The organism is Polyangiaceae bacterium, assembly GCA_020633205.1.
Lineage (GTDB): Bacteria > Myxococcota_A > Polyangia > Polyangiales > Polyangiaceae > JAHBVY01.
Map to the genome: position 1 here is coordinate 43,230 of JACKEB010000021.1, position 17,912 is coordinate 61,141.

Genomic DNA, 17,912 nt, shown 5'->3' on the forward strand with positions numbered 1-17,912 from the left:
CTACTCCCGACGCGGTGCGCTAAACGCAATGAAGTTTCTCTGTCCGAGCTGCAAGGCGAAGTACCAAATCGCCGATGAGAAGGTTGCGGGTCGCAACGTCAAGATGAAGTGCCGTAAGTGCGGCCACTTGATTCATGTGAACCAGGCAGCCGCGGCGCCGCTATCCGTGGCGCCCGAGGCTCCCGCATCGAGTAAGCCCGCGCCTTCGTCTGGCGCTGGGAGCTCGCCCGGTGCTGGCAGTTCGCCGCGGCCCGGTAGCTCGCCGCGTGCGGCGGGTGTTCCGCGCGGTAAGGCTGATCGCCCCGCGCCTCGCGCGCCAGTGCCGCGAGCGGCAGCGGGGCGCGGATCTTCCCCACTCGCCGCGCCCGCGCCTCGCGCTTCTTCTCCGCTCGCCGGGTCATCACCGCTTGCCGCCCCTTCACCGCCGCGGGCCGGTGGGGTTCCGCAGCGTCCTTCCCTCGGAGCTTCTCCGCGACCCGGAGCGGCCAGTGCGCTCGGTGCCGCGGGTGGAGCACTGGGGGCAGCCGGCGGATCACTCGGCGCGGCAGTTGCCCAGGCTCCCGCCCCGGCGCGCTCGTCTCTCCGCGCGGTAACGGAACCCGAAGCGCCTGAGTCCTTGGAGGCGGAATCGATCCACGGTGACGATCGCGCGTCGGGCGTCGGCTCCTCGCCGAGTTCAGCGCCGGCGTCTGGTGCGGCTCCAGCGTCAGCGGGCTATGGCTCGTACACCGAGGACGAAGATGAAGCGACGGTTGTCGCATCCGTCGGACTCGCCGCGGCGTTGAGCCGCGCGATGGACGAAGATCCGGCGCCCAGCTCGGTGCTGGCCAACGCGGAGGCCGACCCAGAGTGGTACGTCGGCGTCGCCGGGGCACCTGAGGGGCCGCTCACCGTGCCCCAGCTCAAGGAGCGCATCGCTGCAGGCAGCGTGGAGCTCGAGACGTTGGTCTGGAAGGACGGCTTTGACGATTGGCGCCCGCTCTCCCAGTTCCCCGAACTGGCCGCCGTGGTCGAAGAGTTTCGGCCGTCCAAGCCCTTGATCGCTCCCACGCCGAGCCCGGCGCCTGCGCCGGCGGCGGCGTTCAACGACGGCGACGACGATCTCGGGTTTGGCGCCCTGGGTTTCGGTCAGCCACGCATTGGACCCGGAGCGCCGTCGCGCCCCGTACAACAAGAGCCTTCGCCGGTTCCGCCAGCGCCCATCACCGGCTCTGAGGGCATCGTAACCGAGACGCGGCCATCGGAAATCCCGATGGGGTTGCCTAAGAAGCACGGGAACCCCGCGTGGCAATGGCTCGCCGTGGTGGCTGCGCTTGGGCTGGGAGTCACGATCGGCGTGGTGGTGTGGGGCGGAAAGAAGCCTCAGGCCATCGTGAAGTATGTCGAGGTTCCGGTGGGCAACAGCGCGACGGCCACTCAGCCCGCACCCACCGCAGAACCCGAGAAGCTCGACAACACCGAGGTGCCCGGAGATCCCAAGGCTCAGGAGGGCAGCGGGAAGGTCGCGACGGCGAAGGGCGGACAGACCGCACCTCCGACTTCCACCGCCGCGTCCAAGGGTGGGCTCGATTTCGGTGACGGACCCAAGGGCCCCACCGGACCCAATGGCACGACGGGCGCTGGCAGCGGAAGCTCTGGCGCAAGCTCGCAGCTCGACTCGAGCCAGGTTCAGCGGGTGGTCAGCAGTCACACCGGGAGCGTGAAGCGCAGCTGCTGGCAGCCGGCGCTGAGCACTCGCGATTCCGACGCGCCGAGCAGCGCCCGCGTGAGCGTCACCATCAAGGTGGCCCCCAGCGGCTCCGTCAGCAGTGTCAGCACCTCCGGCGACCCAAAGGGCTATCGAGGCCTGGCGGGCTGCATCGCGAGTCGTGTGCGCGGCTGGCAGTTCCCCGCGGCAGGGGGACCGACCACGGTCAATGTCCCGTTCGTGTTCGCCGCGCAGTAAAGCGTTCGCAGCGGCGTGTGCGCAGCAGCATTCCTGCGCTCGTGGCGTTGCCCAAAGCGCGAACAAAAAAACACTGGCAGGCGCTATGGCCTGCCAGTGGTTGCTGAGCTCGTAAGCCGGGTTCTGTGTCCACCCCGAGTCTCCTCGAGGTGGCTGATGATCATTCCTCTAGGACTCGATTCACACCGAGCCTCCAGCAGCCTACCCGGGAGCTTGGGCGGGCAGCCCTCAGACGCTCCTCTACTTGACCTTGCTCCGAGCGGGGTTTGCCGTGCCGAGACTGTTACCAGCCTCGCGGTGGGCTCTTACCCCACCGTTTCACCCTTACCTGCGAAGCCATTGCTGGCGGCAGGCGGTCTATTCTCTGTGGCACTTTCCTCGGGGTTTCCCCCACCAGGCGTTACCTGGCGCTCCGCCCTGTGGAGCCCGGACTTTCCTCTGAGCCTTGCGGCCCAGCGACCATCTGAGCCGCAGCAGCGGGCGGAACGTAGCCGCTTCAGGCGGCAGAGTCGAGTTCCAACAGATCCTTGCCGGCGTTGCGCGAGAGCTCTGCGATCTGTGTCTTGAGCTTCCGCTTCGCCCGCGCCTCGAGCTGGCGTGCGCGCTCCCGGCTCACTCCGAGACGGCGACCGATTTCCGCAAGGGAAAGTTCGTCCTCCGGGTCGGCCATCAGCCGCTCTTCCACGATGAAACGCTCTCGGGGGTCGAGGGCCTTCATCGCCTCGCCGATTGCCTCACGGCGCATCTGGCCGACCTCGTCTCCAGCGAGGGTCGACTCTTGATCGGTGTCCTCAGAGACCAACGTGTCGAGCATCGTGGTGCCAGAGTCGTCGAAGACCTTGGTGTCGAGAGATACGTCGCGTGACTCCAAGCGACGCATCATCGAGCGCAGCTGCGTGGTGCTGACGCCGAACTTCTCTGCTAGCGCCGTGTCGGCGGCTTCACCTTCACCGAGCAGGTTCGTGATCTTCACGCGCTCACGACGCAGCTTGAAGAACATCTTCGAGCGGAGTGCGCCCGAGCCGACGCCAACCAGCGACCAGGAGCGAATGATGTAGTTGAGGATGTACGCGCGAATCCAGTAGGCAGCGTAGGTGACGAAGCGGTTGCCTCGCTCCGGCTCGAACTTGCTCAGCGCGTGCACCAATCCGAAGTTGCCTTCAGCGATCAGCTCGCCGATGGGCAGGCCGTAGCGGCGGTACTTCACAGCGATGGCAACGACGTAGCGCAGGTGCGCAGCAAGAAGTTTGTCGGCGGCGGACTGCTTGCCCTGATCGCGCCATGCAAGCGCCAGCTCAACCTCTTCCTCACGGCTCAGCTTCGGCAGGTGCTGAGTCATGGTGATGTAGCGGGAGACTTCGGGGTCGCTCTGAGTAGCCATTTGAACTTACCTTACGTAACGGAACAGCGGTCTGCGTGCGTGGGCGGCTCTTTCGAACCGCCGCTGGCTCGTCGGTGAATCCTTTTACCAGGAGTCAGTCACTAACCGAGAGTCAGACTTTGTGCTGACCCCAAGTTTTGGGGTCGGCTCGAAAAGATTACGCGGCTCGAATCCTGTTGGTTCCAGGTTTCTTCAAAAAAAATCGAGTCGGCTCTAAAGGTGCGTCAACCGATTGAAATTGAAGAAGATCTCTTTTGTGTCAGGAACGTACGGAGCGCCGCTTTGCAGAGAAACCGTTGGGATCGGGGAGTTGTTCCATCTGCCGTGAGATGGGTGCGAAGGCCCGAATGGGCGAGGTTGCGCAGTGCATGCGCGCCGGTTGCTGGAGGCGTCTGAATCCGGCAGGCCCTGCGGACCCTCACCCCCCAACCTCGAGAAGAGACACGTTGGGCGAGCCCATCGGTTACCCACGCTCAGTGAGCCAAGGGCTTTTGCGCCACGATGAGGTGGCTCGGCGGGTGCTTTGGATAGTCGCCGACCTCGATGAAGTCGAAACCCGCGTCCCGAAAGAGCTGCTCGAGCTCCGCGACGGGGCGCAGCTTCACGAAGTCCGGCGCTTTGCCCAGCAAGCGCATGATCGGCAGTACCGTCCCGAGCGCGCGGTATTTCAGCGGCACGGCGCTGTCCGGCCAACACGGGGTCTTCGAGATGAAGCGGCCGCCTGGGCGTAGCGCGCCCCGGATTTGCTCGAGCGCTGCTGGCAAGTCGGGCACCAAGTGAAGCACGTTGAACGCCAGCGCCACGTCGTAGCCTTCCTCCAACTGAGCACCCCCGAGTTCCACGGTCCTGAAGTCGACGTTGGTGATGTGAGCTGCGCGGGCCTTTTCTCTGCCGATTTCCAGCATGGCGCTAGAAAAGTCGCTAGCCGTGTAGCAGTCCACGGCATCTGCTAGTCGCAGGGCGGTGGTTCCAGTACCGCACCCCAGTTCGAGAGCATGGTCTGTCGTTTTGAGGTGAGTGCGCACTCGCTCCAAGGTCGCCTCGTAGGCGTCGGTGTCTGCGATGGGGGAGCGCGCGTAACTCGCGGCGACTCGGTTCCAGAATTGGGCTGCTTCCATGCGTACCTCCTGCGTGATTGATAGCTATTCATCTGGGCATGGTGAATTGCGTAAATGCGCAGTCGGGTTATACGAATTTGCATGAACTGGGCGGCGGTGAACTTCGATTGGAACCAGGTGCGAGCGTTTCTCGCGACCGCGGAAGAAGGCTCGTTCTCCGCAGCGTCGCGGGCACTGGGGCTGACTCAGCCGACTCTGGGCCGCCAGGTCGCCGGGCTCGAAGCGGATCTCGGGGTGACGCTGTTTGAGCGGGTGGGGAGGAGCCTCGAGCTGACCGCGTCGGGGCTCGAGCTGCTCGAGCACGTGCGGGCCATGGGCGACGCGGCGAGCCGGATCTCCCTCGTGGCGTCAGGGCAGTCGCAAGCAGTCGAAGGCGAGGTGCGCATCACCGCGAGCGATGTGATGTCGACCTACGTCTTACCAGCGCTGATCTGCGAGTTGCGCGAGCTGGCGCCATTAATCCGGGTGGAAATTATCGCGGCGAACGACATCCATGATCTCTTGCGCCGCGAGGCAGACATAGCGATCCGGCATGTGCGCCCCAATCAGCCAGGGCTGATTGGGCAGCTGGTGCACACCGCCACGGCACGGCTGTACGCAGCGACGAGTTACCTCGAGCGTCGTGGCAGGCCGCAGTCACTGGCCGATTTGGCGACGCACGACTTCATCGGCTACGGAGACGTCGCGCGCATGATCGAGCTGTTCGTTCCCCTGGGGATCCCGATCACGCCCGCGAACTTCAAGCTCAACTCGGCGAGTGGCATCGTGGGCTGGGAGCTCGTGCGCCACGGCCTGGGAGTGGCGATGATGTCCGACGAAGTTGGCAGGAGGACGCCTGAGGTGGAGCCGGCGGTGCCAGCCATGCACCCGGTGACCTTTCCGACTTATCTCGCCACACATCGGGAGCTGCACACCAGTCGCAGGATTCGCCTCGTCTACGACTTGCTTGTCGACTTCTACAGTCGTGCTGATCGCAGCCCGGTAGCCATCGAGCCGCACCACAAACGAATCAACCCGGGCTGACTGCCAGAGCAGCACCCGGGTCGTAGCGTCGATCGGCTGAGCCGACGGAGAGCAGCTTAGACGGAGAAACTGGAGCCGCAGCCGCAGGTGCCGGACACGTTCGGGTTGCCGAACTTGAAGCCGGAGCCGTGCACACCTTCGACGAAGTCGATCTCGGTGCCGTCGAGGTACTGGTAGCTGAGGGGGTCGATGTAGAGCTGGACGCCGTTCGACTCGAAGGTTTCGTCCATGTCCGTAGGCGTGTCTTCGAAGTACAAATCGTACTGGAAGCCGGCGCAACCGCCGCCAATCACCCGCAATCGGAGGCCTTGGCCTTGGAGGCCCTCCGCGTCCGCGATTTCCCGTACCTTGCCTGCTGCGAGTTCTGTGATGCTGATCATCGGCTATTTCCCGTTCTTAACGCCTCGCGTTGTGGGACGCGAGCCCGGTTAGTCTAAGGAAGCCGTCCAGGCCATGCCAGGTGCAAAGTTCCTTTTGGTAACATTTGCCGTCTTCGAGCTGACGGCATGACCGGGAGCCTCGAGATCCGGCGCCCTTACGCCGAGTTGGTGCTCCACGTGTTGGCCCACGTTCCGCTGCCGGAACCGGGCAGCCTGCACGAACCGGCCTACGCTGCTTTTTGTGCGCAGCGCCTGGGGCCGAGCGCTGGGCGCGAACTGGGTGAGGACGTGGCGCTGCTCTCTCAGCTACTCGCGCCCCTCGACGTGCGTCTGGAGATCCAGCGACTGCCCCTCTTGTTCGCGAACAGCCAGGACGCCCTGCGGTTCGCTTTGGTGGATCTGCACGCGTTTCCGGATCAGGGGGTGAGGTGCTTTGATGAGGTGGTGTGGCGGCAGCTGATACCGCAGCGTTCAGTGGTGGAGGTGCTGCGGATGGCTTGCGAGGTCGAGCGCGTGCACCTGGAGCACCTCTCACCCCCAAGAAATTCACGGGCACTGAGACGTTACCTTGCGGAATTGTGCCCCGTCGCGCCTGCCCTCCAGGGGCTGGAAGTTTGCGAACTGCGGCCGCTGTGGCGTCGTGGGCGCTTGATGGGGAAGCAAGTTTGGGTGGGAGCCGCGCAGCCCGACGAGGGGCCGGGGCTCGAGCACGTGGCTTGGCAGGCGTGTCACGAGGCGACCGTATGGGAGCTTTCCTCGCGCTGGCGATCTGGAGCAGCCTATGACGCTCACCTGGAGCGGTCAGCGATCGCGCTCTTGGCAGAGCGAGCGTCGCGAGCAGGCTTCAGCGAGGCTCACCTCGAGTGGTTCGAGCACTTGGGCGGGGAGTTACCGCGAGGAATCGAGGAACTCGAGGGCATGCACGTGCCGCCGGAGCTCTGGAGCTTGGTACGCGAGCTAGCTGCTGGCTGAACTAGGTTCGCGAGAGGTGCCGCGATCGGGGACGTAGAGCACGCGCTCAAGGCGCTGGGTTTCGAAGCCCAGAGCGGTGCGGGTGACGAGCAGGAGATCCTGGGAGCGATCGTCGCGTGGCTCCGCCGGATGAACGGGCGCCACCAAACGACCACCAACGGGCAGGGCCTCAATGAAGGCGGGCGGCAGCTCGTCGAGGGCGAAGCCAATGCTGACTTTGTTGGCGCCGCGCCACAGGGCGACGTCGTGGGCGTCGCCGGCCAGTGCCTGCGCCCAGGGCCACGGCGCTAGGTTTTGCTGCGCCCAGCAGACCAACTTCGGATCGTACTCGATGCTGGTGACGTTTCCCTGGGGACCCACGAGCTCGGCGAGCAGCGCAGCGCCGTAGCCCGAACCGCCTCCGAGATCCGCCACTTGATCTCCGGGTTCGATGTCGAGGGCGTTGAAGCTCAGAGCGTAGGCGTGGGGGGCGCTAATGGTGGACTGACCGCTGTCGTCCAGTCGCAGCGCCACATCCTCCGCGGCGCGGTGCACGAGCTCTGCCGGAACGAAGCGCTCTCGCGGAACCTCCAGCATGGCGCGCTCCAGCTCCGGCGAGAGGGGCACGTGACGCCGAACTCGCTCGACGAGCCCGATGCGTTCACGCTTGGCGCGCGCTTGGAGTTCGGAGTCTTCGATCATGCGGTGGTGTCGCGCCTCGCTGGTGCTTGCGTAGTGGAGACCGCTCCACAGATGCCACAGCCCGAGCTTGCGCAGGTGGGCGCGGTCTCTTGTGTGCTCCACCTGTTCCGAGATGGCGCGCATGAAATAGTCTCGCGCTGGCCCGGTGTAGGCGAAGTGCTCGGGTAGGGCCTGCAAGATGGGGTCGAATAGCTCGCTGACAAGGCGCTGAGTGGCGCGGTAGTCGAGTTCGCCCGACGCATCGACCCACTCGCTGAGGAAGTCTTGATCGCCGTCTTCCCACCACGGGTAGCGGTGCACGCGCATGCCGGTCTGCGCCTCCCAGGTCGCACGCTCCTCGTCGATGGGAGAGCCGGGGTACAAGCGAAATGGATCGACCGAGAGGAAGCCGTGGCTACCCTTTGGGTGCTCCAAGAAGAGCTTCTGCATGTAGGCTGCGCTGGTCCTCAGGCTCTTTTCCGTTTCCCCAGGGTGCCCCACGATGATGTTCGCTCCGAACGGGACCTGATAGGTGCGCGCCCACTCTGCGACGGTGAGCATCTTATCCAGGTAGCGCTCGAGCTTGCCTGCCTTGCGAATGCGCCGAAGCTGTTCGGGGTCGCCGCTCTCCAAGCCAAAACCTGGGCCGATGTTTGCTCGCGCCATCAGCCTGAAGTCTTCTTCTTCGATTAGATCCACGCGGATCAAGAGCCAGATCTTGCGCGCGCGGATGGGTCGCGCTGCGAGCGCCTCGAGGAACTCGCGGCGCCATGCTTGCTTCATGCCGAACAGCGCGTCCGCGATGAACAGCGTCCAGTCTGATAGGTCGAGATACTGGTCCAGGCGGTGCAGCTCTTCTACGGCGTGGAGCGGCTCCAGGGAGCGCCAGGAGACGTCGCGCTTCGCCCGCTCCATACAGAACGCGCAGTCGAAGGGGCAGCCGCGTGAGAGGTAGATCTCCGCCTGGGAGGCCAAGCGCCGCGCGATGGGGCGATAGCGATCCAAGAGCTCCCACGGGTAGGGCATCAGCTCGCCCGGATGGGGAACCGAGTCGGGACCCAGGACGCGATTGAGCGGCCGCTTACCGCTGCCTAGGGCCTCAACGAGGCGCAGGAGTGGTCGTTCGCCATCGCCGACGACCACGAAGTCGAAGGGCGAGCCCTCCCGCGTAAAATCGCCGGGGCGCGCGCTTGGGTGGTAGCCACCGACCACCAGCCAGGCGCGCGGCAGGTGCTCGCGGAGCAGCTCACCGAGGGCGATCACCTTCAGGTAGTCGTAGGACGAGTAGCAGCTGACGCCGACCAGGTCGTAGCCTTTGTGAGCGAGCTCCGAGAAATCGATGCCGCGGGGATTCAGCACGCGCTCCGAGTCGAGATCCATGATCTCGACGTCGGCGTCGGCGCCACGCTTCAGCGCTTGGGCGAGGCTCAGGAGCTGTGGAACTCCAAAGTTTCCGCCGCCGGAAAACAAGCCACCAGGCCACAACAGCAGCACGCGTGGGCGGTCGACGCGGGTCACTAGCGGGACTTTGGCGGAGAGATGGGTTTCAGGCAGGGCATGGGCGGCGGTTTGACGACCGTCTGGGTGGGCGCAACCTTGGGCGGCGAGGGCTCCTTCTGGGGCGCGGCCGCCGAGGAACTCCCATCGGGGGCACCCGCCGTGTTTGCGCTCGCGCTGGGGGCTGTGCTTGGGTTTGGCGCAGGGCTCGGGTTGGGTGCGGCGTCCGGCCCGCCAGCGTCGGCGGGCGGGGGCATGGGCTCCAGGCAAGGCTGGGCGCTCGGCGGGGCGCCGGTGCTGACAGGCGGTGGCTCGAGGCAAGGCTGGGCGAGGGGGTTGTCGCACGCGTTCAGCGCGACGCTCGCACTGCCGATGCCTGCGGAGGTGATTGCCGCGCGGATAAATTGGGCGCGCCGCTCGAGAATGCGCCGGCGCGCTTCGTCGTCGCTCATAGAATCAGCTCCAGGCGTCTCTTTTCAGCGCTCGTTCGCTGAGCGCTGAGCTCTGCTCCAAAGGTGTCGTCGATGTGTTGCCAGACGAACGGATCTGGGTAGCGCCTAGCGTGGCCCAGCACCCATTCGGCAGCGGCGCCGCAGCCACCGGCGCAGGTCTGGACATGCAGGCAACCTTCGCAGAACTCGGGCTGCTCTCGTCGGTATTCCGTGACCTCTTGCGCCTGGAGCAGCCCAGCCAGCTCGATCTCCGGGTTCAAGACGTCGCTGACGCCGCCGATGGCCGTGCGGTGCAGCGTGCAGTTCCGCAGCTTGCCATCGGGGCCCAACGCAAACTCTTGGGCGCCGGTGCCGATGGGGCAGGTGCCGAAGCGGATGTCCCCAAAGCGCTCCACCTCCACTGCGCAGGGTGGCACGGGCATCGTGCAGGAGATCTGGTGGGTCGCCTTGCGAGGTTTGGTTAATGTTGCCGCGGGGAATCGCTTTGGCGTGCTCTCCATGAACGCCTGGCTCGCCTCGAACGCGGCGATCAAATCGCTTCGACTCGGCAGGAGGGTTGCCGCGTGGGACGCCGCGTAGCCCGCCGGGCTGAAGCGGCTGAGAGCGATGTGTCTGACCCCGAGTTCTTCCCACAGCTCGAGGATTTCCCCAACGTGGTTGGCGTTCTGGCGTGTGACCACGATGCAGCCGACGACTGGGACGCGTGCGGATACGAGCTCCCGCACGCCGCGCAGCGTGAGCTCGAAGTGCCCTTCGCCGACGTGGGCTTCGTGAAGCTCGCGGCTTGGGCCATTCAGGGTGACCTGCACGAAGCGCAAGTCGTAGCTTGCGAGCCGCTTGGCCAGAGCGTCGTCGATCAGGCCGCCGTTGCTGATCATCTGGGCGCCTACGCCACGCTCCCTCAGGAGGTCGAGCAACGGGAACAGCTCCCGGCTCGCGCAGGGTTCGCCGCCGGTCAGGGTGAGGTGATCGATATCCCAGGCATCGAGCAACCGCCGCACGCGCTCCAGTTGGCGCGGCCCGGGTTGGCTCCCATCGAACAGAGACTTGCCGCCGTCTTCGCGCCACTCGTTGTAGCAGTAGCTACACTTCTGGTTGCAGTAAGCGGTGAGCTCGACGGCGACGCTGCTGACTTTCGGTCTCTGCGCTGCGCCCTCGTGCATTGGCCGAGCATAGCAAGCTGGGTGCGGGTGTCTCAAAGCGTCCCGGGCTACACCGCCACTACAGCTTTGAATCACCGCATTCTTGCTGGGTTCGACGCACGCAAGGTGGAGCTGGGTTTCAGCGGTCTTGCCGGTTGTGGGATGCCCAGCTTCGCATTACTGAGCGGTCACGTGGGTGCGCCCCTGCTCTTGTTTCCTCCGGTCAAAGCGATCGGAAGCAGGTGTTCAAGTCTCGCCCAACGGCGGAGCCGAAGCGCCCCAGCAAAGGGATTGGGTCAGTGAGTATGCGAGTTTCCTTGGTGCCTTGGGCGCTCCTACTGTTCAGCGCGCCAGCGTTGGCCGGTCAGTTCGATGCCCAAGGGGAGTTCTCCTTCGATGACGCGGCGGTTTACCGTTTGAGCTTCGAGGAGGGGGAAGAGCCATTCGCTGAGCCGGGCGTTGGCGGTGCTGGCGGGCAGTCGGCCGCTGGCGCAGGTGGGCTATCGAGCGGCGGCGCGGGTGCGACTGCTGGTGGCGGCGCGGCTGGCAATGGCGGCGCGGCTGGCAATGGCGGTGCAGCCACCGGAGGCACAGGGGGAGCGCCTGGCCCGACGCTCGACACACCTGCTGTCGAGTACGCGATGCAGGGTAAGCGGGTACTGAAACTGGCGGTCTTCGACGGGTACGATTTCCCTGTGGCATTGCCTGCGGAGGCGCGACGTTATTCTGCAACGGTTTGGGCGCGTGAGGGCGAAGTGGTCGCCACTCTCGAACTCAGCGACAAGGAAGGGCGCACCCTAGATTTTGCGGCGTTCTTTCCCACCGGACGAACCACGAGCGACGGCTGGTACGAACTCAAGAGCAACGCCTTGAACATCGACCCAGCCTCGAGCGGCCAGCTGTCGTTCGGTGTGTTCACGACGACGGGCGCCGAGGTGGATGCGCTGGAGATCATCGATGAAGGGCTGGGTCACGCGCTCTCGCGCTGCGCCGGCGCCCAGGACACTCAGAGCTGTTCTCCCAGCGAGATCTGCGAGTATGGCGTGTGCCACGACGCTGCTGCACGGGTCCCCGCGCTGCCTGCCGCTGAGGAGCGCGACGCGCTGGTGAGCTACCTCGGCGCGCGCTTCCAACACCTCTACGGACCCCAAGAGAACCGGGCTCGCGATTTGCCTGCTGCGCTGACCGAGATCGAGGCCATGCGCGCGGCTCCCGATGCGCTGACCTTCTGGACTCGCTACCGCTCTGCAATCGGGCGCCTCCACGACTGGCACACCACGAGCTCCGGCATTGACGGATTCATCCTCGACGACCCGCAGCCTCTGTCGATCTGCTTCATCGAGGGCCGTGCGGACGTGAGCGATCAAGTTGCTCCGAGCAACAGCGAGTACCTCGATGTGCTGGTTTCTCACGTCGGCAAGGGCAACACGCTCGGGCTCCAGGCTGGAGACCGGCTGGTGCGCGTCGATGGTCGGCACCCCATCGAATGGGCGCGCTCACTGATCAACGTCGACCCAGGCTACTGGACGGCGTCGAACCACGTCACCCACGCTGAGCACACAGCGCGACTCCGCGATTTGATCGCCAAGTTCGCGCATGTGATCGAGGTCGTGCGTTGCAGCTCGAGTCAAGGCACCTGCGAGCCGACGATCGAGGCCATCGACATCGACTCGCTCCCGCCGGCCGACATCGATGCGAATCAGGACATCGGCTGCGACAATCGCCCCATCATTCATATCCCCGGGGCACCGACGAGTCACAGCCGCGGCGCCACTGCTCAAGGCATCGTGCTGGAGAGCAATGCGACGGAGGCGATCTACGGGCTGCTCTGGAGTTCTCTGTATGTGCAGGGAGCGGACGGCGTGGGCAACCTGCTGAACAACGCGGTCGCTGACTGGAAGGCCAACGCCAAGGGCGTGATCCTCGATCATCGCACGGGCTTCGGGGGCACCAGCCTTGGGCCAGCCATCTTGTGGAACCTGGTCCGCGAACGGACGCCACTTGACGTGTTCCTGTTCCGCAATCAGAGCGCTCAGCCGGCGGTCGAGCCAAGCGAGGGCGTGACGCTGTTCAATCAGCTGCTCGCGACTGGGAACATGGAATATGCAGGGAGTTCCAACGCGCGCACGGATCTACCCGTGGCCTTGCTGACCCATCTCGATGGATCCGCTAGCGATTGGTTACCGCTCGGAATCAAGGGCGCGCCGAAGGCGCGGATCTTCGCGCCGTATCAGACTGCCGGCGGCTTCTCGACGTTGTTCACGTTCGGCTACTGGCTTGGTCTCGGCTACTCGATCGCGATCGGTGACACGCTGCACTTCTCCGGGCAGATGCTGAACGGGCACGGTGTGGAACCCGACGTGACCGTAGTGCAGAAGCAGTCAGACCTCTTGGCGGGCAAGGACACCGTCTACGACACGGCCCTCGCTTGGGTGCGACAGGAGATCGCAAAATGAGCCTCAGAACATGGTTGGCCCTGATCGGGGCCGGAGCGCTGGCCTGCGGAATCGCTGCGTGCGGTTCTGATGAACGCATCAACGACAGCCAGAGCGCTGGTGCCGGCGGAGACGCTGGGGCGGGCGCGGCGGGCGCCGGCGGCAACGGCGCCCAGGGCGGTAACGCCGGCAGCGGCGGCACCCCGGCCGTGCGTCGCAGCGTTGAGTACCGTAGTCCGTACGGAAACATGGCCGAGAGCGACAACCTGCTGTGGGACGGCGACTTCGAGTGGCACTCGGCGTTTGCTTCGCAATACGGCTGGGTGACGCCTTCGATCTTTGGTCGCTTCCAGCCCACGACGCTCGACAACATCAGCGTGGGGCCGCAGTGCAAGAGCGGGCTGAAGTGCGCTCCGCTTGGACGCACTGCGACCATTCTTGGTGTGGGCGTCTCGCCGACCGGCGCCTCCGTGGAGGCTTCAGTCTGGGCAAAGCCGGTGAGTGGGAACTGCGCTGAGGTGGAGGCAGCGCTGATCGGTTGCTTCGATGGTGGCGATCCTGAAGAGGCTTTGACGCCGGCCACCGCCCCGGACGAGAAGGGCTGGTGTGAGTACCGGGGCGTGTTCCCCGAGCGGCAACGTGCGACTTGCCTATCCGTGACGTCCCTCCAATCGGACAACAGTGTGACGCTGGTGGACGATGCGGTGCTGAAGGCTGCCCCAGCGAATGCGCGCATCATCCCGAGTCAGACTCGAATCTCCGCGCGGCTCAAAGCGGCGGCGCCCAAATGGCAAGCCGGTATGCGTGAGTGGATCCGTCCGGGGATGAAGCCGCCGACACCCGCGGGACAGGCTCTCGAGGCTTGGCTTACGCGGCGCAAGGTGGCGCAAATGAGCAATGGCGGAGTGAAGCTATGAAGCGAGGGAATTGGGCCGCGCTAGCGGGACTGGCTGTCCTCGGCGCTGCTGCGCCCGCAGGGGCAGCGTCGCTCGATGCGACGGGCGCCCTCCAGTACGATCCCCAAGCAAAGCTGACCTTGGGCTGGGAAGACGCTGCGAGCATCGAGGACCTCGGGTGTGAGGGCTGTGTGCTTGCGGTGCAAGCCGGAAACGGAGAGCTGCCGCTGGAAGGTGATGCGTTCCTCGCGCTCAGCACCGGTGAGGGCACCCTCTCGGTGCCTCTGCTCGGCTCTGCGATCGACAACACCACGCGCGGGCGCTTTCGAGCTTCGGTGTGGGTGCGTCACTCTCGGCTGAACGCTCGGGTGGTGCGCACCTTCGGCTTCGTCAAAGACGAGTTGCCGCTCTACCCAACCGGGCGCACGACCAGCGACGGCTGGCTCGAGCTCGAGAGCGGAGAGATCGACATCGACGGCGCCGAGATCGATGACCTGACGCTGGATTTGCGCGGTGAGGACGTCCAGGTCGATGGCTTCGAACTCCGGTTGACTGGAGGGTTCCGTGAGGAAATCAGCTGCGCCGGTGCGTTCGACGCCGTGTGCGGGGCGGACCAGCTGTGCGTCGGCCAGCGCTGTCGCGACATCGAACCGCTGGTGCCGCCGCTTCCACCGGCTGCGGACCGCGCGCTGGTCGCCGACTACCTGATGGCGCGGGTGCGCTGGATCTTCGGTGGACGGCTTACGCGGCAGACCTACATGCCGGGCGCGCTGCAAGAAATGGAGCAAATGAAGACCGCGGCGACGGCAGCCGCATATTGGCAGGCGTACGAGCGCGGTGTGCGCTACCTGCACGACGCGCATACGGTGCTCCGCAGCACGTTGCGAGGCGTGAAGTCGCCGCGACGTCTTGGCGCTTGTTTCATCGAGGGCAGGGCGGATCTGAGCCAGACGGTGTGGGCCAGCGATCCAGGCTACGCGGATATTTTGGTAAGCCATGTCGCGGAGACCAACAGCCTCGGGCTGCACGCTGGTGACCGCTTGGTCGCCATCGATGGGCAGCACCCGATCGCCTGGGCTCGCTCGATTTTCAGCATCAACTCGCGCGCCCGAACCTCGTCGGATCCTGACGTCTACGGAGAGTTCGTCGAGTTGCTTCACGACGGCATCCCGAACTTCGCTCGGACGTTCAGCGTGGTGCGCTGCGACCCGCAGACGCTGAAGTGCGCGGATCAGGTCGAGACGCTGAAGGTCAGCGACATCCCGCCTACGGACGCTGACATGCCGAGCTGTGACAACCGCCCGCTGCTTCACCAGGCCGACCCGCCGGAGGGCGCGGCCCTGCACGACTTCGATACGCCGTGGAGCGGTTTGGTGACGGACGCGCCTGCCGCGGACAAGGTGTACGGTGTCACCTGGAACGATTTGCTCCCCAAGGACGCCACGTTTTTCCGTCAGGCAATCGCGGAGTTACGCCAGAACGCGCGGGGTGTCATTCTAGACCACCGCACCGGAAACGGCGGCACACTCGAAGCGCCGACCGTGATCACGGGGCTGGTGCGAGAGAAGAAGCTGCTCTCGATCGGTACCTTCAAGAACCTGGCGGGTGACGAGTACCCCGCGGACGTGGCCGGGGGACAGGCGCTGTTCAACAAGCTGCTGTTGCTGGGCGGTGCCGGGCTGGCCTATGAGGTCGGCTCCGCGAATCCGGATCTCTCCCTGCCGGTGGCGCTGTTGCTTCATCGAGACACTTCCGCGAGCGATTGGTTGCCGCACGGAATGAAGGGCGCTCCGAACGTACGCATCTTCGGGCCCCACGAGACGGCTGGCGCGTTCTCGTCTTTCTATCAGTTCGACTACTGGTCGGGGTTCGGCTCGCAGCTGGCGAGCGGAGACACCGTCACCGTGGATGGAGAGCTGCTGATTGGCCACGGTATCGCCCCAGATGAGATCGTAGAGCAAACCCAGAGCGGACTACTTCAAGGTGTCGACGCGCCGTATCAGCGGGCGCTCGAGTGGGTGAGGAGCAATCTGAAATGACGACGCGCAGCTGCGTCTTTGCTTGCATGCTCTGGGGCGTCGCGATCGCGTCAGGCTGCAGTGATGAGACCTACAAGCAGACCCTTGATGAGGCCCCAGCAGCGGACGCGGGTACGGATGCCCCGGAACAGGACGCCGCACCCCCCAAGGATGGTGGCAGCGATGCCGAGCCGCCCAAGGCGGTACGGAGCCTGCAGGTGAGGAATCCTTACGGAAACGTGGCGGCGGTCGACAACCTGCTCGTAGACGGTGATTTCGAGTTCAGTGATCATGACGGACAGTACGGATGGCTGAGCTTCTCGAACTCGAGCTTTGGACTACTCCTAGAGACCGGCGGCCTGTGTCGTTCAGGCATCACCTGCGGTCGACTGACCAAGAATCGCCGCATGCTGGCCTACGCGGTCGCGGCCAATGGGCAGGCGATGGATCTTAGCCTGTGGGTGAAGCCCAAGGACGGTGACTGCAACGCGGTCGCGGTCTACGCAATCGGCTGCATCTCCAACGACACCCCCGTGTTCGCACAGGCGACGCCCTCAGCTAGCGCGCCGGGTAGCGATGGATGGTGCGAACTCAGCGCGCGCACACCGGCGGTCAGCGAGCAGCCGTGCTTGTACCTCGAGAACAGCAGTGCCGAAGACGTGCTCGTCGACGACGCGGTGCTCAGCGCGTCTAGTGGCCAAGCACGCTTGATCCCGCCGAAGGTGGGCGTCGAGCAGTACGCTCGGATCCGAGCTACGGCTGAAGAAGCGCGCAAGCGACGACGTTTCTAACGGGGGTGTTGAAGAACACCCTGGCAATCAACAGCATCCTGCGAAGGGACAGGTCGTTCACTTCGCCTGCAGCAGCCACAAGACCCCGGAACGGCAGCCGAGGGCGAAGCTCGACTTGCCCGTTTGGATCAGGCTGACCGGGGCTTCGCAGCTGGCACCTTCAACGAAGTGCAGGCTGCCGTCTGGATCCACCACGCCCAGCCCGAGGCCCGCGCGGGCGAACGCGAAGCGACCGCTCGCATCCGCCAGCACCGGCGAGTTTGCGACCGGACTCGGTGTTGCTGAACCAGGCTCGAGCGAGACGCGCATCTCCTCGGTGCCGCGTCGGTTGTGCCTGAGCAAGAGCCCATCCCCGGTCCAGCTGAGGGTGTCTCCGCTCGGCAACGCGATCGGGCTATCCAGGGCTGTCGAGGCCTGGAGAGTCCAGCGCACGTGAGCCGTCAGAGTGGGGAGGTCGATGTCGAGCAACTTGTTGCCGCCAACCACGGTCAAGAGATGGCGCCCGTGGATCACACCTCCAGTTGGCGGACCACCAAGCCCCGCGATTCGCCGCGGTGGGTGAGGGGAGCGCCAGCGCAAGAGATCTCCGGCGTTCGTCAACGCCAGGACGTCTCGACCCTTGGCGAGGAGGGCGACCACCTTCGAGTGAGTTCGCGCGGTGTCGAGTATGCGTCCTTCGGCGGACACGCGAACCAAGCGGGTCGAGAGCGCGACCACCACGCTTCCGTCGGGCATAGGGAGCAGATCGGTGCTGGGTGCGTGTCCCGGCACCAACTGGAGGTTGAAGCGCCGGGTGCCGCTGGAGCCGAAGCCGAAGAGCTGATTGTCGGCGTTCAAGAGTACGCGAGTTCCGTCGCTCAGGAGCACGGGTTGCACCACAGCAGCAGATTTCCCAGTGGAAACGGACCACTGTTGCTTCCCCTCGGCGGAGAGCTGGACCAACTCGGGGTCCAGCGTGGCGACGACGAGTCGGCCGTCTGCGTCGCTGAGCATCCCGCTGGTGATGCCGCCGGTGACACGCAGCTCTCGTTTGACCACAAGAGCTGCTGGCAGCGCCGTCGCGCTGAGGCCGCTTCGACTGACGTCTGCGCGAGCCATGTTCGTCGTGCCGGGTGAAGTGCCGACCCGAGTTCGCTTGGCGTACGCTGGATTCGTTGCGTGGGCGGCTGGAGCTAACGCGCAAAGCGCCAGTATGCAGAACG

14 protein-coding genes and 1 other RNA gene are annotated in these 17,912 nt (G+C 65.1%); 7 read left to right on the forward strand and 8 right to left on the reverse strand.

Translation table 11 applies throughout. The annotated features are described in order from the left end of the window. Positions 1–28: 28 nt before the first annotated feature. Positions 29–1,945: a zinc-ribbon domain-containing protein gene (locus H6718_32815; GenBank protein ID MCB9590241.1), complete on the forward strand. Its 1,917-nt coding sequence runs from the start codon at positions 29–31 to the stop codon at positions 1,943–1,945. A 97-nt stretch (positions 1,946–2,042) separates the two neighbouring features. Here H6718_32815 and rnpB read toward each other — a convergent pair. From rnpB to H6718_32830, 3 genes are all read right to left on the reverse strand, one after another. Next, an RNA gene (gene rnpB, locus H6718_32820) (RNase P RNA component class A) lies at positions 2,043–2,421 on the reverse strand. A gap of 20 nt (positions 2,422–2,441) precedes the next feature. After that, complete coding sequence (locus H6718_32825) at positions 2,442–3,326, reverse strand: RNA polymerase factor sigma-32 (protein MCB9590242.1); 885 nt, start codon at positions 3,324–3,326, stop codon at positions 2,442–2,444. 473 nt (positions 3,327–3,799) lie between these two features. Beyond that, complete coding sequence (locus H6718_32830; GenBank protein ID MCB9590243.1) at positions 3,800–4,444, reverse strand: class I SAM-dependent methyltransferase; 645 nt, start codon at positions 4,442–4,444, stop codon at positions 3,800–3,802. Between the two features lie 81 nt (positions 4,445–4,525). Here H6718_32830 and H6718_32835 point away from each other — a divergent pair, with 81 nt between their 5' ends. Continuing rightward, a complete protein-coding gene (locus H6718_32835) occupies positions 4,526–5,467 on the forward strand; it encodes a LysR family transcriptional regulator (GenBank protein MCB9590244.1) in 942 nt (313 codons plus the stop codon). A gap of 56 nt (positions 5,468–5,523) precedes the next feature. Here H6718_32835 and erpA read toward each other — a convergent pair whose 3' ends face one another. After that, the gene (gene erpA, locus H6718_32840; protein MCB9590245.1) at positions 5,524–5,847 is read right to left on the reverse strand and encodes an iron-sulfur cluster insertion protein ErpA; all 324 of its coding nucleotides are present in this window, start codon (positions 5,845–5,847) and stop codon (positions 5,524–5,526) included. Positions 5,848–5,973: 126 nt separating this feature from the next. Between erpA and H6718_32845 the strand changes: the two genes are divergently transcribed. Continuing rightward, the gene (locus H6718_32845) at positions 5,974–6,819 is read left to right on the forward strand and encodes a hypothetical protein (protein ID MCB9590246.1); all 846 of its coding nucleotides are present in this window, start codon (positions 5,974–5,976) and stop codon (positions 6,817–6,819) included. Here H6718_32845 and H6718_32850 read toward each other — a convergent pair. From H6718_32850 to H6718_32860, 3 genes are read right to left on the reverse strand one after another with little or no spacing between them, the layout of a single operon-like run. After that, positions 6,805–8,997 carry a cobalamin B12-binding domain-containing protein gene (locus tag H6718_32850; protein ID MCB9590247.1) on the reverse strand — a complete coding sequence of 731 codons (2,193 nt, stop codon included), beginning with the start codon at positions 8,995–8,997 and terminating at the stop codon, positions 6,805–6,807. The two genes, H6718_32845 and H6718_32850, sit on opposite strands and share 15 nt — an antisense overlap. Further along, positions 8,997–9,428, reverse strand: a complete 432-nt coding sequence (locus H6718_32855) for a hypothetical protein (GenBank protein ID MCB9590248.1) — start codon at positions 9,426–9,428, stop codon at positions 8,997–8,999. The genes H6718_32850 and H6718_32855 overlap by 1 nt, the downstream gene beginning before the upstream one ends. Next, positions 9,425–10,591, reverse strand: a complete 1,167-nt coding sequence (locus H6718_32860) for a radical SAM protein (GenBank protein MCB9590249.1) — start codon at positions 10,589–10,591, stop codon at positions 9,425–9,427. The genes H6718_32855 and H6718_32860 overlap by 4 nt, the downstream gene beginning before the upstream one ends. A 284-nt stretch (positions 10,592–10,875) precedes the next feature. Between H6718_32860 and H6718_32865 the strand changes: the two genes are divergently transcribed. The 4 genes from H6718_32865 to H6718_32880 are packed head-to-tail and all read left to right on the forward strand — an operon-like array spanning position 10,876 to position 16,710. Further along, a complete protein-coding gene (locus H6718_32865; GenBank protein ID MCB9590250.1) occupies positions 10,876–13,026 on the forward strand; it encodes a hypothetical protein in 2,151 nt (716 codons plus the stop codon). Then, positions 13,023–13,922, forward strand: coding sequence for a hypothetical protein (locus H6718_32870; protein ID MCB9590251.1), 900 nt, complete (start codon positions 13,023–13,025; stop codon positions 13,920–13,922). The genes H6718_32865 and H6718_32870 overlap by 4 nt, the downstream gene beginning before the upstream one ends. After that, a complete protein-coding gene (locus tag H6718_32875) occupies positions 13,919–15,940 on the forward strand; it encodes a hypothetical protein (GenBank protein MCB9590252.1) in 2,022 nt (673 codons plus the stop codon). The genes H6718_32870 and H6718_32875 overlap by 4 nt, the downstream gene beginning before the upstream one ends. Beyond that, complete coding sequence (locus tag H6718_32880) at positions 15,937–16,710, forward strand: hypothetical protein (GenBank protein MCB9590253.1); 774 nt, start codon at positions 15,937–15,939, stop codon at positions 16,708–16,710. The genes H6718_32875 and H6718_32880 overlap by 4 nt, the downstream gene beginning before the upstream one ends. 57 nt (positions 16,711–16,767) lie before the next feature. Here the strand turns inward: H6718_32880 and H6718_32885 are convergent, their stop codons facing one another. Continuing rightward, positions 16,768–17,808 carry a PQQ-binding-like beta-propeller repeat protein gene (locus tag H6718_32885; GenBank protein MCB9590254.1) on the reverse strand — a complete coding sequence of 347 codons (1,041 nt, stop codon included), beginning with the start codon at positions 17,806–17,808 and terminating at the stop codon, positions 16,768–16,770. Positions 17,809–17,912 lie beyond the last annotated feature (104 nt).